Raw genomic sequence first — 14,422 nt, 5'->3', positions numbered from 1 at the left:
GACGTCAGCGCTTCTGAAACATCAAGGCCGCCATCTCTGCTGTCAGTGCGATCGCCCAATCAAGCTGCGGGCAGTCGTTGCGACCTTTGCACTCCAGGCAACCACCCACCCGCCATGGCCGACCCATTTCGCGAGTCCAGTGCGCGTCGAGCACCCGCTTCGCCATGAACAGCTCGGTCGCCTTGGACACCGGTTCGTCGATCGGCACGGTCAGCACCTTCCCAACGATGATGAGGTCCCACCTGAGGGCGTCGCGCTCCCTCAGGTGGGCAGGCGGCCGGGACCCAGGAGTTTGCCGAAACCAGGGAACCCAACCGCGAATCAACCTATTCCTACCTGTAGGAGCAGGTCAAGTCTTGATGCTCATGAAACTTGTTGGAACAGGTCGTCCCGTGATCGAATTGAAGCGCCGAAACCAGGGGACCTACGGAGATCGAGTCATGCCGACCGAGAGAGTGGACTACCGGCGCATAGCCAACGACATCGCCGGAAAGATCAAGTCCGGAGAGCTTGCGCCGGGCGAGAAGCTACCGTCCACGCGGGAGCTGGCCGAACAGCACGCCGTGCACATCTCCACTATCAACCGGGTCATGACCATCCTCAAGGACCGCGGGTTGGTCGAGGGGCATCCCGGTAAAGGTGTCTACGTCGCTGAAGCTGGGCAACCCTAATAGCAGGCTCGGTGAGCTCAGGGCACGTCGATGACGATCTTGCCCGTGCTGGTGCCGGCCTCCACGACGGCGTGGGCGTCCGCGACGGTGTCCAGCGTGAACCGTCGGGGATCGACCAGCGGGCGCAGCGCTCCCGCGTCGGCCAGCGCGCTGGCCTCGCGCAGGATCTCGCCGTGCGCGTCACGCCCCTGACCGGTCAGCAGCGGCAGCAGGGTGAACACTCCGGAGTAGCTGGCGCCCCGGAACGACAGCGGCGCCAGGCTGTGCGTACCCCAACCGAGGGCGCTCACGACGCGGCCGGTGTAGGTGCGCACGGCGGTGAAGGACCTGTCCAGGGTGGCGCCGCCGACGGTGTCGAAGACGACGTCGAAGCCGTCGCCGCCGGTGTGCGCGGCCACGTAGTCCTCGACCTCGGTGGCGTTGTAGTCGATCGGCGTCGCGCCGAGCCGCGCGATGGTCTCCAGGTTCCGGGCTGAACCGGTGGCGAAGACCTCCGCGCCGCGGGCGCGGGCGATCTGGATCGCGACCTGCCCGACACCGCCGGCCCCACCGTGCACCAGGACCCGCTGACCCGCCCCCACCTGCGCCCGGTGCACCAGCGCCTCCCAACTGGTGACGACGGCCAGCGGCAGAGCCGCCGCCTCGCGCAGGCTCAACGACTCCGCCGTCCGGGCCAGCAGCCGGGCGTCGACCGCCGCGTACTCGGCGAGCGATCCCTGGACATCACCGACCCCGCCGGTGAGCCCGTACACTCGTCACCCGGGGCGAAGCCGACGACACCGGGCCCGACCTCCGCCACCACTCCCGCCAGGTCCAGACCGAGAACGACCGGCGGATGGTTCCGGGCGTGCGGGGCCTTCCCCTGGCGGATCTTCGTGTCCAACGGGTTGACGCCACTGGCCGCGACTCGGACGAGCACCTGCCCCGCGCCAGGGACCGGCGTGTCGACCTCCTGGACGACCAGCGGGCCGCCGAATTCGCTGAGCACTACCGCGCGCATGGCGCTACCTCACCTCTTTGTGCGTGATGCCTGTAACGATGCCCGCACGGGAGCGCCGACGAGGCGGCATCAGGAAAAGCCGTGCCGTTTGGAGGCGCGTCGAAGGGCGCCTCGCGGCGTGGTCAGGGCAGCAGGACGACGTGCAGGTGGCGGGGGCCGTGCACCCCTTCGACGCGGATCAACTCGATGTCGCTGGTGGCCGACGGGCCACTGATCCAGGTCAGCGGGCGGTGCGGCGTCAGCCGCGCCAGGGCCTCGGGCACGGTGGCCACCACCTGCTCGGCGCGGACCACGCACACGTGCCGGTCCGGCAGGAGGCTCAGCACCCGGCGGCCCTGGTCGGGCGAGCCGTCCAGGACGATCGTTCCGGTCTGCGCGATGGCGACGGCGGCGGCGGTGACGACCGCGTCCGCGGCCCCGATCCGTCCGTGGTCGAGGCCGTCGTCGGTCAGCGTGGTCACCGTCGACGGCAGCCAGGCGGGCGGCAGACCCGGCGGTACGACGACGGTGGCCCCCGCCGGCAGGAGGTCGGCGATCGTGTCGGCGACGGCCGCCTCGGTGGCCCGGTGCACGTGCGCCCGGTAGTCGGTCAGCCGCTGCGCCAACTGGTCCACATCGACGGTGTCGGCCTGGACGTAGTCGCGGGACACCGGTGCCGGCGCGGGGCCGCCGGTGGCGAGCGCGGCCCGCAGCCGGCCGAGGACGAGGTCCCGGGAGGTCACCGCCCCGCCCACCATTCGCGGAACGTCTGCGCCGGCGGCTCGGGCAGGTCCCGGCTGGCGGTCCAGCCGTTCAGCGGTGGGGGCAGCCCGCGGCCACGCCGACCAGCGAGCCGGCTCAGCCGCGCGGCGCGCTGCCCGGCCGCGTACAGCCGGGGTCGGTCCATCGTGTACGCGGCGGCGGCCATCGCGATCGACTCGGCGGTGGGCCGCGGTCGCGATTCGACGGCCTCGGCACGCAGGTGCACCAGCAGCTCCGGGATGTTGATTTTGACGGGGCACGCGTCGTAACAAGCGCCGCAGAGCGTCGACGCGTACGGCAGGGAGGCGTTGTCCTCGATGCCGGTGAGCTGGGGCGACAACACCGCACCGATGGGCCCCGGGTACACCGACCCGTAGGCGTGGCCGCCGGCGCGCTCGTAGACCGGGCACACGTTGAGGCACGCCGAGCAGCGGATACACCGCAGCGCCTGCCGGCCGACCTCGTCGGCGAGCACCGCGCTGCGCCCGTTGTCGAGCAGGACCAGGTGGAACGCCTGCGGTCCGTCGCCCGGGGTCACGCCCGTCCACATCGAGGTGTACGGGTTCATCCGCTCCCCCGTCGACGCCCGCGGCAGCAGCTGGAGGAAGACCTCCAGGTCCCGCCAGGTCGGCACCACCTTCTCCACGCCCATCACGGTGATGAGGGTGTCCGGCACGGTCAGGCACATCCGCCCGTTGCCCTCGGACTCGACCACGGCCAGGGTGCCCGTCTCGGCGACGGCGAAGTTCGCGCCGGACACCGCCACCGGCGTACTCAGGAAGGTCTCGCGCAGGAACCGGCGCGCGGCGGCCGCGAGGGCCGTCGGGTCGTCGGTGAGCGCCGGGTCGACGCCGGGCATCTCGCGCAGGAAGATCTCCCGGATCTCGGCCCGGTTGCGGTGGATCGCGGGCACCAGGATGTGGCTCGGCCGGTCGTCGCCGAGCTGCACGATCAGCTCCGCCAGGTCCGTCTCCACAGGGGTGATCCCGGCCGCTTCGAGGGCCTCGTTGAGGCCGATCTCCTGGGTCGCCATGGATTTGACCTTGATGACCCGGTCCGCGCCGGCCGCGCGGACGAGGTCGGTGACGATGCGGTTGGCCTCGATGGCGTCCGCCGCCCAGTGCACCACGCCGCCGGCCCCGGTGACCTTCTCCTCGAGCTGTTCCAGCAGTTCGGGCAGGCGGTGCAGGGTGTCGGCCTTGATCGCCGCGCCCGCCGCGCGCAACTGCTCCCAGTCCGCCTGCTCGTCGATCACGCCCGCGGACTTGGCCCGGATCGTCGTCGTGGCGTGGCGCAGGTTGCGCCGCAGTTGCGGGTCGGCAAGGCTCCGCCGCGCGGCGTCCGGGAACGACTCGTCGCCGCGCAGGTGCCCCACGCCGGCCGGCGCGGTCACCGGTGGCGCGGTCGCCGGCATGCCGAGGTACGTCCGGCGGGTCACGACCGGACCGCCGATCGGGCACTGGGCGTGCCGCTCTGCTCGGTCGAGGCCAGGATCTCGGCGAGGTGCACGGTGCGCACCCCGGTCCGCAGCCGCGACAGACCGCCGCCGATGTGCATGAGACACGAGACGTCCCCGGCGGCGCACACGTCGGCGCCGGTGGCGAGCACGTGGCGCATCTTGTCCGCAAGCATCGCCGTGGACGTCTCCGGGTTCTTCACGGCGAACGTGCCGCCGAACCCGCAGCACTGCTCCGCCGCCGGCAACTCCACCAGGTCGAGGCCGCGCACCGCGCGCAGCAACTGTCGCGGCCGGTCGCCCACCCGCAGCATCCGCAGGGAGTGGCAGGTCGGATGGTAGGTGACCCGGTGCGGGTAGTACGCGCCCACGTCGGTCACCCCGAGCACGTCGACGAGCAGCTCCGACAGCTCGTACGTCCGCCCGGCCACCGACTCGGCCCGACTGGCCAGCCGTACGTCGCCGGCCCGCCGGGCCACCATCGCGTGCTGGTGCCGCACCGACCCGACGCAGGAGCCCGACGGCGCGACGATCACGTCGTACGGGTCGAAGACCCGCACGTGCCGGCGTACCAGGGGAACGGCCTCGCGCGGGTAGCCGGTGTTGACGTGCATCTGCCCGCAGCAGGTCTGCTCGGTCGGGAAGACCACGTCGTGGCCGAGCCGCTCCAGCAGACGCACCGTCGCGGTGGCCGCCTGCGGGAACATGGTGTCGGCCAGGCAGGTCACGAACAGCGCGATCCGCACGGCACACCCCCGCCCATCGTCACGGCCGGACCCGCAGGTGGGTGACCCCACCGTCGACGTCCAACACCGTACCCGTGGTCGACGCCGACAGCGGCGACGCGAGGTAGACGATCGCGTTCGCGACCTCCGCCGGCGTCACCAGTCGTCCGATGGGCTGGCGGGCCTGCAGCGCCACGCGCTCGGCGGCCGGGTCGTCCGCCTGCGCCAGCAGCCGTCCCACCCAGGGCGTGTCGGCGGTGCCGGGGCAGACGCAGTTGAACCGGATGCCCTCGCGGACGTGGTCGGTGGCCATGGCGAGGGTCAGCGACAGCACGGCGCCCTTGCTGGCCGAGTAGAGCGCCCGGCCGGGCAGGCCGTTGAGCGCGGCGATGGACGAGAGATTGACTACCGACGCGTGCTCCGAGCGGCGCAGCCAGGGCAGGGCCGCGCTGACGACGCGCGCCATCCCCACCACGTTGACGTCGAGAACGCGGTGCCACTCGTCGTCGGTCTGGTCGGCGACGGTCCCGGTCGCGCCGATCCCGGCGTTGTTGACCACCACGTCGATGCCGCCGAGCGCGTCGGCCGCCGCGGCTACCGCCTGCTGCACCGACGGTCGGCTCGACACGTCGGCGGCGATGCCGACGATGCCCTCCGGCAGGCCGCTCGGGTCGAGGTCGAGGACGGCCACCCGGGCGCCCCGCTCGCGCAGCTCCACGGCGGTGGCGCGGCCGATGCCGGAGGAGCCGCCCGTGACCAGCGCCGCCAGCCCGGCGAACTCCGCGCTCATGCCGCCACCAACGTCTGGCGTGCCCGCCCCAGGCCGGCGACCTCCAGCTCCACCACGTCGCCGGCGCGCAGGTACGGGTGATCCGGGAGACCCAGCGCCACCCCGGCGGGCGTACCGGTGTTGATGACGTCGCCGGGGTACAGGACCATGAACTGGCTGAGATACCAGACGACGTGCGCCACGGGGAAGATCATGTCCTTCGTGGACCCGTCCTGGCGGAGAACCCCGTTGACCCACAACCGCAGCGCCAGCGACTGCGGGTCGTCGATCTCGTCGGCCGGCACCAGGCTCGGCCCCAGCGGGTTGAAGGTCTCGCAGCTCTTGCCCTTGTCCCACTGGCCCCCGCGCTCCAACTGGAACGCGCGCTCGGAGACGTCGTGCGACACCGCGTACCCCGCGATGTGCCGCATGGCCTCCTGCGGAGAGTCGGCGTAGCGGATGGTCGAGCCGACGACGACCGCGAGTTCGACCTCCCAGTCGGTCTTCGTCGAGCCGCGCGGAACGAGAACGTCGTCGTACGGTCCGACGATGGTCATCGGGTCCTTCATGAAGACCACCGGCTCGGCCGGCAGCGCCGCACCCGTCTCCGCCGCGTGATCGCGGTAGTTGAGTCCGATGCAGACGACCTTGTGGGGTCGGGCGACCGGAGCTCCCACCCGCAGGCTGTCCGCGTCGGGCAGCTCGGCCAGCTCGCCACTGTCGAGCGCCACCCGCGTCCGCGCGATCCCGTCCGACGCCCAGAACGCCCCGTCCAGGTCGGCGGTGAGCGGCCGCAGGTCGAAGGGCGTACCGTCGCGCGTGACGACAGGGATCTCCTGGCCGCTCGGGCCGAGGCGCTGGAAGTTCATCTCACTCTCCTTCGTGTCCGGACGGACCGGCGGGTGGCGGACACCCCCGCATTCAACACCGCCACTCCCCGCGGCCGGCACGGCGGGATCACCTCGGTCAGCTCCGTGGGACGTCGCCGCCGCCCCGTACGCCCAGGGCACGCAGCGTCGCCGCGTCGGCGGGGAAGAACGACTCGACGGCCAGCCCGGCGACCGTGACATCCAGCGGGGTGCCGAACACGGTGGTGGTGCTGAGGAAGGACAGGTCCCGGCCGTGGTGGCGGTACCGGAGCCCGACCGCGACCCGCGAGACCGGGTCGTCCATGGCCAAAGGACGGCAGTTGTCGCCGGGATAGCCGCGCAGCTCCTCGTGCAGGTCGTGCAGAGCCGCGTCGCCGGTGGCGACGGCCGTCTGGCGCAGCCGGGTGAGCAGGTGCGTCCGCCACTCGGGCAGGTTGCCGATCCGCGGGGCCATCCCGTCGGGGTGCAGGCTGAGCCGCAGGACGTTGACCGGAGGGACGAGCAGGTGCGGCGCCGCGCCCTCGGTGAACAACGCCACGGCGGAGTTGGCCTCCACGAGCTGCCAGTGCCTGTCGATGAGCACCGCCGGATACGGGCCGTGGCCGTCGAGGATCCGCCGTACGGCGGCGCGCACCGGCGCCAGCTCCGGGTCGTCCAGCTCGTGACGGGGGTAGGCGGGCGCGTACCCGCCGGCGAGCAGGATGGTGTTGCGGTCCGCCAGCGGTACGTCGAGCTGCTCGGCCAGCCGCAGGATCAGCTCGGGGCTCGGCCGGGACCGTCCGGTCTCCACGAAGCTCAGATGTCGAGCCGAGATCCCCGTCTCGATCGACAGGTCCAGTTGGCTCATCCGGCGGCTCCGGCGCCAGTCGCGCAGCAGCTCTCCGACCCGTCGTACCGGCCTGGTCGTCGTCGTCACGCGACCGACCCTAGTGAGCGCGCCGGTGCGCGGACCATTACCTCCGACGTAATCGACAGCGCCCCGGGCCGGCCGCAACCATCTGTCCCGAGAGCGGCGCCCACCGCCGCCCGACGATGAGGAGAGAAGTCATGGGTACGAGCTTCGACGCGCTGGCCGAGCGGTACATCGCGATCTGGAACGAGACCGACCCGGCCCGCCGCCGCACCGAGATCGCCGACGTCTGGGCCCCCGACGCCCGCTACGTCGACCCGCTCACCGTCGCCGAGGGCCGGGACGCGATCGACGCGACGATCGCGGCCGTGCAGGGCCAGTTTCCCGGCATGACGTTCCGGCTGGCCGGCCCGGTCGACGGCCACCACGACCAGCTCCGGTTCACCTGGGAGCTGGGGCCCGACGGGGTCGAGGCGCCGGTCGTGGGCTTCGACGTCGCCGTGCTGGACGGCAACGGGCAGCTCCGCCAGGTGCTCGGCTTCCTGGACCGGGTCCCGGTGGCCTGAACGTCCCCGCGTGCCGGGTGTCAGCGCGGCGGGGTGTCCCGGCGCGACGGGAACGGGGTACCGGGCTGCCCGAGGGTGGAGCGGGCACGCAGCCCGACCGGGTCCGGAGCGGTCACCGGCACGGCCGGGGCCGGCTCCGGTACCCGGCGCGCGTCGAGGTACGCGGCGGCGGCCCGGTCGTCGTCGGTGGGCGCGGCGAGCAGGGCGTAGAGCAGCCCGACCACCCCGAAGATCACCGCCACGACGATCGGCACCAGCAGAGTGCTCACCCCGGTGCCGGTCACCCCGCCCGCGCGTTCGTGCAGGTGCACCGAGAGCGCGCTCATGCCGGTGAAGTGCATGCCGTTCACGGCGACGCCCATGACCAGCGCGGACGCGAAGATCGCCAGTCCGCGCCGGACGGTCATCGCGAGCCACAGCGCGACGGTCGCGGCGACGACGGCGATGATCACCGAGAGGATGACGCGGGTGCTGTCGTAGCCGAGGCTGCCGTTGAGGCGCATCGCCGCCATGCCCGTGTAGTGCATGGCGGCGACGCCGGCGCCGGTGAAGACACCACCGGCGATGAGGCGTACCGGATTCAGCCGACCGGTGCCGACGATGGCCAGGCCGATACCGACGGCCACCACCGCGATGACGGTGCTGGCGGCGGTGAGGGGCACGTCGTACCGGATGCGGGTGCCGTCGACGGCGAAGCCGAGCATGGCCATGAAGTGCATCGCCCAGATGGCGGTGCCGCCGAGCGCCCAGGCGGCCAGCAGGCCCCACCAGGCGCGCTGACCGGCGGTACGGGCGGTACGGATGCGACCGGCGCAGACGAGCCCGAGGATCGAGCCGAGCACGGACAGCGCGTAGCTCAGCGCGGGTGTGATCCACCCGTACTCAAAGTGATTGATGTCCGCCACGGCGGTTCTCTCCCCATTCGTTACCGGCGCGTAAGCACGGCGCTCGGGCAATGATCGGGGGTGCTCCGACCAGGCGCAACAGCGCCCCCCGGGCTGTTCGGGGGGTGCTGTCGCGGTGACCGTCCGATGCGTCGGTTCGAGAACGACGCTGACCGAAAATGATTATCAGGCAGAGGTGTGGTACGCCAGCACGCCCCGGTTGATGGCCGCTATCGCCTGCCGGGCGGTGGAGCGCAGCTCCGGCGAGGCGCCGCCGGAGTCGGCAAGTTGACCGAGCAGGTCGACCACCTGCCGCGCCCACCTGACGAAGTCGCCGGCGGGCATGTCCCCGTCGATCTCGTGCCCGCTGCCGAGCACCTTGGCCAGCGCCTCGCCCCGCGCCCACCGGTAGACCGGCCAGGCGAAGCCCAGATCCGGCTCCCGGGTCGCGGCCAGACCGCGCGCCGCCTCGTCGGCCTCGATCTCGCCCCACAGCTTCAGCGTCTCGTCGACGGCGTCGGCCACCGGGCCGCGCGGCAGCGACGCCCGCTCGTCGACGTCGCGACGCGCCTCGAAGACCACCACGGACACCGCGGCGGCCAGCTCGGCCGGGGAGAGCCCGTCCCACACCCGTCGGCGCAGGCACTCGGCGACCAGCAGATCCGCTTCCGTCCAGATCCGGCCGAGCATCCGACCGGCGTCGGTGACCGCGCCGTCGCGGGCGAGGTAACCACGGTCGGTCAGCAGCGCGACGATCCGGTCGAAGGTCCGCGCGAGGGACCCGGTGCGCCCGGACACCCGCTCGCGCAGCTCCTCGGTGTCCCGCTCCAGGCGGCGACGCCGCTCCGCCCAGCGGGCGTGCTCCTCGCGCTCCGGGCAGGCGTGGCAGGGATGGTTACGCAGCTCGGTGCGGAGCTGGGTGAGCCGATGGTCCTCGCCGGGCGTCTGCCGGGACCGGCCACCGCGCCGGCCGCCGTGCCGGTCCAGGCCGGTGCCGCTGACCTCGGCGGCGAGATCCCGCCGGGCACCCGGCGAGCGGTGGTTGAAGTGCTTGGGCACCCGGATGCGGGCCAGCACCTCGGCGGGGGTGGTGAAGTCGCCGGGGCTGACCCGCCCCGCCCAGCGGTCCTGGGTGAGCACCAGCGGACGCGGTTCGCCGAACCCGCCGGTCGCCGGGTCCAGCACGACGGCCAGGCCGGCCCGCCGGCCGGACGGCACCCGGATGACGTCACCGATCCGCAGGCGCTCCAGCGACGCCACGGCGGCGGCCTTGCGCTGGGTCTGCCCCTGCCGGGCGATGGCCTTCTCCCGGTCGGCGATCGCCACCCGCAGCGCGAAGTACTCGTCGAAGTCGCCGTGGTGGCAGGCGGCCTCCGCGCCGTACGCCTCGATGGTCTCGGTGTTGCGCTGCACCTGCCGGGCCAGGCCGACCACCGACCGGTCCGCCTGGAACTGGGCGAACGAGGACTCCAGCAGCGCCCGGGCCGGCTCCGCGCCGACCGTGCCGACCAGGTTCACCGCCATGTTGTACGAGGGCCGGAAGCTGGAGCGCAGCGGATAGGTGCGGGTGGAGGCGAGCCCGGCCACGTGCCGCGGGTCGGTCTCCGGGGACCACACCACGACGGCGTGCCCCTCGACGTCGATGCCCCGTCGACCGGCGCGGCCGGTGAGCTGGGTGTACTCCCCCGGGGTCAGGTCGACGTGCGCCTCGCCGTTGTACTTGACCAGCCGTTCCAGGACCACGCAGCGGGCCGGCATGTTGATGCCCAGTGCGAGGGTCTCGGTGGCGAACACCGCCTTGACCAGGCCCCGGACGAACAGCTCCTCGACGATCTCCTTGAACACCGGCAACATGCCGGCGTGGTGGGCCGCGAGGCCGCGCTCCAGGCCGTCGAGCCACTCCCAGTAGCCCAGCACCGTCAGGTCCTCGCCGGGGATGGCGGTGACCCGGGACTCGACCACCCGGCGGATCTCGGCGCGTTCGTCGGGCGAGGTGAGCCGCAGCCCGGCGGCGAGGCACTGCTGCACGGCGGCGGCGCAGCCGGCCCGGCTGAAGATGAACAGGATCGCCGGCAGCAGCCCCTCGCGGTCCAGCCGGTCGACGATGTCCGGGCGCATCGGCCCACGCCAGCGGGGGCCACGCCGACCGGCGCCCGGCCCGGCGCTGCGCCCCTCCCCCAGCTCCAGCCGGCGCATCTGGTCCCGGGTGTAGCGCAGCAGCTCCGGGTGCACGTCGTGCTTGCGGGCGGCGTCGGCGTCGTGGAACAGGTCGAACATCCGCTTGCCGACAAGCATGTGCTGCCACAGCGGCACCGGCCGGTGCTCGCTGACCACCACCGCGGTCTCGCCGCGCACGGTGACCAGCCAGTCGGCGAACTCCTCGGCGTTGGACACGGTCGCCGACAGCGAGACCAGGGTGACCGAGGCGGGCAGGTGGATGATCACCTCTTCCCACACGCCCCCGCGGAACCGGTCGGCGAGGTAGTGCACCTCGTCCATCACCACGTACGCCAGCCCCTGCAGGGTGCTGGACCCCGCGTAGAGCATGTTGCGCAGCACCTCGGTGGTCATCACCACCACCGGCGCGTCGCCGTTGATCGCGTTGTCGCCGGTGAGCAGGCCGACCTGCTCGGCGCCGTACCGGGCGACCAGATCGTGGTACTTCTGGTTGGACAGCGCCTTGATCGGCGTGGTGTAGAAGCACTTGCGCCGGGTGGGTGGCGTCGCGGCGTCGTCGGCCACCGCCGGGTCGTCGGGCCGCCCGCGCAGCGCCAGGTGTACGGCGAACTCGCCGACCACCGTCTTACCGGCACCGGTGGGGGCGCAGACCAGAACGCCGCTGCCCCGCTCCAACGACTGACACGCCTCACGCTGGAAGTCGTCGAGATCGAACCCCAGGTCGAGGGCGAACTCGTCCAGTGCCGGGAACTGCGCGGTCTGCGCGGCCCGGCGGCGTGCCGCTGCGTACCGCTCGGCGGGGCTCGACATGGCACCAAGATTAGTGCGTGCCGGGACACGACACCCGACAAGGCCGTGCGCGGGGGCCGTCGGCGGCGGTCGGTAGGGTGCACGGCGTGCCGGACCATGCCGAACCGCCCCAGACCAGTCCGCCGGGCAGTGTCGCGGACGCCAGCGCCCCCCGGGCGTCCCGACGGCCCGTCAAGGCGGTGCTCTTCGACTTCCACGGCACCCTGGCCCAGGTGGAGGAGCCCCGGCAGTGGGTCACCGAAGCCGCCGCCGCCTGCGGGGTCACCCTGGACCGGGTTCGCGCCACCTCGCTGGCCGACCGGCTGCTCACCGCCGGCCGCGCGGGCGGTCCCCTGCCGGCCCGGGTGCCGCCCCGGCTGGCCGAGCTGTGGGCCGACCGGGACCTCTACGCGCACGCGCACCGGGGGGCCTACACGGGGCTGGCCGAAACCGTGGACGCGGGCATCGAGGGTTTCGCCGACGCCCTCTACGAGCGGCTGCTCGTCGCCGAGGGCTGGCTGCCGTACCCGGACACCGCCCCCACGCTGGCCGCGCTGCGCGACGCCGGTGTGCGGGTCGCGGTGGTCAGCAACATCGGCTTCGACCTGCGACCGCACTTCGACGCCTGGGGGTTGACCGACCTCGTGGACGCGTTCGTGCTGTCGTACGAGGTGGGGCGCTGCAAGCCCGACCCGGCGATCTTCTGGCGGGCGTGCGGGATGCTCGGCGTCGACCCCGAGCAGACGCTGATGGTCGGCGACACTCCGGCGGACGCGGGCGCGGTCGCCGCCGGCTGCGCGGTGCTGGTGCTCCCGGCCGCCGACCCGGGTCGGGAGAACGGTCTCGGCGCGGTCCTGGACCTGGCCCTGCCGACCTGAACCCGGCCACGTCGCACCCCGAGGCCACACCGGTGATCGACTCCAGATCGCCGAGATGGCGCTGTCCGGGCGCTCAGATGCCCCCAGATCGCCGTCCTGGAGACGATCGCACCGCCCGACCGGCCAGGTGATTCGGGTGGCGGGAGGTCGACACCGCGCGCGAAGCCCGGAAGCCGACCGCTTAGCGTCAGGGCCGTGACGGACACCCTGCTGCCCGCGTCGGCGCCGACCGACGCGCCACCCGAACGCCGCGGCGGCGTCCTCGCCGTGGGGCTGGTGCTCGGCGGGGCGCTGTCGGTGCAGTTCGGCTCCGCCCTGGCCGCGCTGCTCTTTCCGCGTACCGGGGTGGCCGGGGCGGTCACCCTGCGGCTGACGATCTCGGCCGTGCTGCTGCTCATCGTGTGCCGGCCCCGGCTGCGCGGGCACGACCGATCGGCCTGGCTCGCGGCCGGCGCGTTCGGGCTGGCCCTGGCCGGCATGAACTCGCTGTTCTACCAGGCCATCGAGCGGATCCCGCTCGGCCCGACGGTGACCCTGGAGGTGCTCGGCCCCCTCACTCTGTCGGTCTTCACCGCCCGTCGGCTGGCGAGCTGGTGCTGGGCGGGGCTCGCGCTGGCCGGGGTGGCGCTGCTCGGGCAGGGCGGCTTCGACCGGCTCAACCCGGCGGGGGTCGCCTTCGCGTTCGGCGCGGGCGCCATGTGGGCGGCGTACATCGTGCTCAGCGCGCGGGTCGGCGACCGGTTCCCGGGCGCGGACGGGCTGGCCCTCGCGCTGACCCTCGCCGCGCTGGTCACCCTGCCCCTGGGAATCGTCGACGGCGGCGCGGCCCTGCTCGACCCGCAGGTGCTGGCGCTGGGCACCGCCCTCGCGGTCCTCGCGTCCGGACTGCCGTACACCCTGGAGCTGCTGGCGCTGCGCCGGATGCCCACCGCCACCTTCGCGGTGCTGATGAGCCTCGGCCCGGCCATTGCCACCCTCGCCGGATGGCTGGTGCTGCGGCAGGCGCTCACGCTCCTGGAATGCGCCGCCATCGTGCTGGTCATCGCCGCCAGCATCGGCGCGGTACGGGTCAGAGCAGCAGTCGCAGAGCCCCCGGCACGGCGGTGATCGTCACCGGCAGGCGCAGCGAGCGTTCCCCGTCGGCGTACGTGACGATGTCGTCGGCGGCCAACTCCACGGTGCGGGCCCGGTAGCTGCTCACCAGCGGGTGGCTCACGTGGGTGCCCTGGTAGATGCGCGGCTTGACCCGGATCAGGGTTCGCCGGTCGACGCGACCGGCCACCACCACGTCGAGCAGCCCGTCGGTCGGGTCGGCGTCGGGACAGATCCGCATCCCACCGCCGTACGTCGGGCAGTTGCCCACCGCCACCAGCACCGCGTCCAGCTCGTGCGGCACCCCGTCGAGGCGCAGCGTGTAGCGGCGCGGCCGGAGCCGGGCCAGCTCGACCACGATCGCCAGGTCGTACCGGCGGGGGCCGCGCGGCCAGCGCATCCGGTTGGCGCGCTCGTTGACGATCGCGTCGAAGCCCGCCGCGAGGACCGCCCCGTACCAGCGCTCGGCCCCGCCGACGCCGGTCATCCGCGCCAGGTCGACGACGCGGGTCCGACCGGCGCGCAGCGCCTCGTCGATCACCGCCACGGCGGCGACGGGATCGGCCGGGAAGCCGGTGTCGAGGGCGAAGTCGTTGCCGGTGCCGGCCGGCACCGGCCCGAACGGCACGTCGGTGCCGGCGACGGCCTGCATGGCCCGGTGCACGGTGCCGTCCCCGCCGATGGCGACAAGCGCGTCGACACCGTCGGCGACCGCGGTACGACACGCCGCCTCCGCCTCGTCCGGGTCGGACGCCGACAGCTTCCGGACCGGCCGGCCGGCGGCGGCCAGCCCGTCCAGCAGCCGGGGCAGCAGCGCCCGGTGCCGTCCCCGGCCGGCCGTCGGGTTGACGAGCACGGCCACCGGGCCACCCTCATCCCGGGCGCGCTCGACCGGGTCGCCGGCGGTAGGGGTGCGCTCGACCGGGCCGTCGGTGGGCGGGCCGGACAGGTGAT

At 73.1% G+C, this 14,422-nt stretch carries 16 protein-coding genes; 4 read left to right on the top strand and 12 right to left on the bottom strand.

What is annotated here, in order from left to right; translation table 11 throughout:
* Positions 1-4 precede the first annotated feature (4 nt).
* Entirely contained in the window at positions 5-217 is a 213-nt protein-coding gene (locus ACLQ27_RS01215; protein WP_425865335.1) for a hypothetical protein, read from the bottom strand.
* A gap of 175 nt (positions 218-392) precedes the next feature.
* Here ACLQ27_RS01215 and ACLQ27_RS01210 point away from each other — a divergent pair, with 175 nt between their 5' ends.
* Positions 393-671: a GntR family transcriptional regulator gene (locus tag ACLQ27_RS01210; RefSeq protein ID WP_425865334.1), complete on the top strand. Its 279-nt coding sequence runs from the start codon at positions 393-395 to the stop codon at positions 669-671.
* A 17-nt stretch (positions 672-688) separates the two neighbouring features.
* On the opposite strand, the gene ACLQ27_RS01205 is transcribed toward ACLQ27_RS01210, so the two are convergent.
* From ACLQ27_RS01205 to ACLQ27_RS01170, 8 genes are all read right to left on the bottom strand, one after another.
* Entirely contained in the window at positions 689-1,423 is a 735-nt protein-coding gene (locus ACLQ27_RS01205; protein WP_425865333.1) for a zinc-binding dehydrogenase, read from the bottom strand.
* Entirely contained in the window at positions 1,324-1,671 is a 348-nt protein-coding gene (locus ACLQ27_RS01200) for an alcohol dehydrogenase catalytic domain-containing protein (RefSeq protein WP_425865332.1), read from the bottom strand. Before ACLQ27_RS01200 ends, ACLQ27_RS01205 begins: the two co-directional genes overlap by 100 nt.
* Before the next feature lie 122 nt (positions 1,672-1,793).
* Complete coding sequence (locus ACLQ27_RS01195) at positions 1,794-2,408, bottom strand: LutC/YkgG family protein (protein WP_425865331.1); 615 nt, start codon at positions 2,406-2,408, stop codon at positions 1,794-1,796.
* Positions 2,390-3,826: a LutB/LldF family L-lactate oxidation iron-sulfur protein gene (locus ACLQ27_RS01190; protein WP_425865926.1), complete on the bottom strand. Its 1,437-nt coding sequence runs from the start codon at positions 3,824-3,826 to the stop codon at positions 2,390-2,392. The genes ACLQ27_RS01195 and ACLQ27_RS01190 overlap by 19 nt, the downstream gene beginning before the upstream one ends.
* 20 nt (positions 3,827-3,846) lie before the next feature.
* Complete coding sequence (locus ACLQ27_RS01185; RefSeq protein WP_234581917.1) at positions 3,847-4,614, bottom strand: (Fe-S)-binding protein; 768 nt, start codon at positions 4,612-4,614, stop codon at positions 3,847-3,849.
* 19 nt (positions 4,615-4,633) lie between these two features.
* Positions 4,634-5,383 (bottom strand): SDR family NAD(P)-dependent oxidoreductase, encoded by a 750-nt coding sequence (locus tag ACLQ27_RS01180; RefSeq protein ID WP_234581918.1) that lies wholly within the window; start codon positions 5,381-5,383, stop codon positions 4,634-4,636.
* Positions 5,380-6,231: a fumarylacetoacetate hydrolase family protein gene (locus ACLQ27_RS01175; RefSeq protein WP_357575454.1), complete on the bottom strand. Its 852-nt coding sequence runs from the start codon at positions 6,229-6,231 to the stop codon at positions 5,380-5,382. Before ACLQ27_RS01175 ends, ACLQ27_RS01180 begins: the two co-directional genes overlap by 4 nt.
* 97 nt (positions 6,232-6,328) lie before the next feature.
* Positions 6,329-7,147, bottom strand: a complete 819-nt coding sequence (locus tag ACLQ27_RS01170; protein ID WP_357575453.1) for a helix-turn-helix domain-containing protein — start codon at positions 7,145-7,147, stop codon at positions 6,329-6,331.
* Positions 7,148-7,278: 131 nt separating this feature from the next.
* Between ACLQ27_RS01170 and ACLQ27_RS01165 the strand changes: the two genes are divergently transcribed.
* Complete coding sequence (locus tag ACLQ27_RS01165; RefSeq protein WP_234581920.1) at positions 7,279-7,647, top strand: nuclear transport factor 2 family protein; 369 nt, start codon at positions 7,279-7,281, stop codon at positions 7,645-7,647.
* A 20-nt stretch (positions 7,648-7,667) separates the two neighbouring features.
* On the opposite strand, the gene ACLQ27_RS01160 is transcribed toward ACLQ27_RS01165, so the two are convergent.
* Both ACLQ27_RS01160 and ACLQ27_RS01155 read right to left on the bottom strand, forming a co-directional pair.
* On the bottom strand, positions 7,668-8,552 hold the full coding sequence (locus tag ACLQ27_RS01160) for an MHYT domain-containing protein (protein ID WP_357575452.1): 885 nt from the start codon (positions 8,550-8,552) through the stop codon (positions 7,668-7,670).
* Positions 8,553-8,717: 165 nt separating this feature from the next.
* Positions 8,718-11,519, bottom strand: a complete 2,802-nt coding sequence (locus tag ACLQ27_RS01155; RefSeq protein WP_234581922.1) for a DEAD/DEAH box helicase — start codon at positions 11,517-11,519, stop codon at positions 8,718-8,720.
* 86 nt (positions 11,520-11,605) lie between these two features.
* Here ACLQ27_RS01155 and ACLQ27_RS01150 point away from each other — a divergent pair, with 86 nt between their 5' ends.
* Positions 11,606-12,376, top strand: a complete 771-nt coding sequence (locus tag ACLQ27_RS01150) for an HAD family hydrolase (protein WP_357490281.1) — start codon at positions 11,606-11,608, stop codon at positions 12,374-12,376.
* Positions 12,377-12,571: 195 nt separating this feature from the next.
* Positions 12,572-13,483, top strand: coding sequence for an EamA family transporter (locus ACLQ27_RS01145; protein ID WP_357490279.1), 912 nt, complete (start codon positions 12,572-12,574; stop codon positions 13,481-13,483).
* On the opposite strand, the gene ACLQ27_RS01140 is transcribed toward ACLQ27_RS01145, so the two are convergent.
* A complete protein-coding gene (locus ACLQ27_RS01140) occupies positions 13,446-14,330 on the bottom strand; it encodes a diacylglycerol kinase family protein (protein WP_357575501.1) in 885 nt (294 codons plus the stop codon). The genes ACLQ27_RS01145 and ACLQ27_RS01140 overlap by 38 nt on opposite strands.
* Positions 14,331-14,422 lie beyond the last annotated feature (92 nt).

It is taken from the genome of Micromonospora sp. DT63 (assembly GCF_049841615.1).
GTDB lineage: Bacteria > Actinomycetota > Actinomycetes > Mycobacteriales > Micromonosporaceae > Micromonospora.
Note: the sequence above shows the minus strand (reverse complement) of the source record. Positions and strands in the feature narration are given on the sequence as shown.

Excerpts from the sequence above, each read along its gene's own strand:
- ACLQ27_RS01200 (WP_425865332.1), bottom strand. The coding sequence starts at position 1,671 with ATGCGCGCGGTAGTGCTCAGCGAATTCGGCGGCCCGCTGGTCGTCCAG.
- ACLQ27_RS01195 (WP_425865331.1), bottom strand. The coding sequence starts at position 2,408 with ATGGTGGGCGGGGCGGTGACCTCCCGGGACCTCGTCCTCGGCCGGCTG.
- ACLQ27_RS01190 (WP_425865926.1), bottom strand. The coding sequence starts at position 3,826 with ATGCCGGCGACCGCGCCACCGGTGACCGCGCCGGCCGGCGTGGGGCAC.
- ACLQ27_RS01180 (WP_234581918.1), bottom strand. The coding sequence starts at position 5,383 with ATGAGCGCGGAGTTCGCCGGGCTGGCGGCGCTGGTCACGGGCGGCTCC.
- ACLQ27_RS01175 (WP_357575454.1), bottom strand. The coding sequence starts at position 6,231 with ATGAACTTCCAGCGCCTCGGCCCGAGCGGCCAGGAGATCCCTGTCGTC.
- ACLQ27_RS01165 (WP_234581920.1), top strand. The coding sequence starts at position 7,279 with ATGGGTACGAGCTTCGACGCGCTGGCCGAGCGGTACATCGCGATCTGG.
- ACLQ27_RS01155 (WP_234581922.1), bottom strand. The coding sequence starts at position 11,519 with ATGTCGAGCCCCGCCGAGCGGTACGCAGCGGCACGCCGCCGGGCCGCG.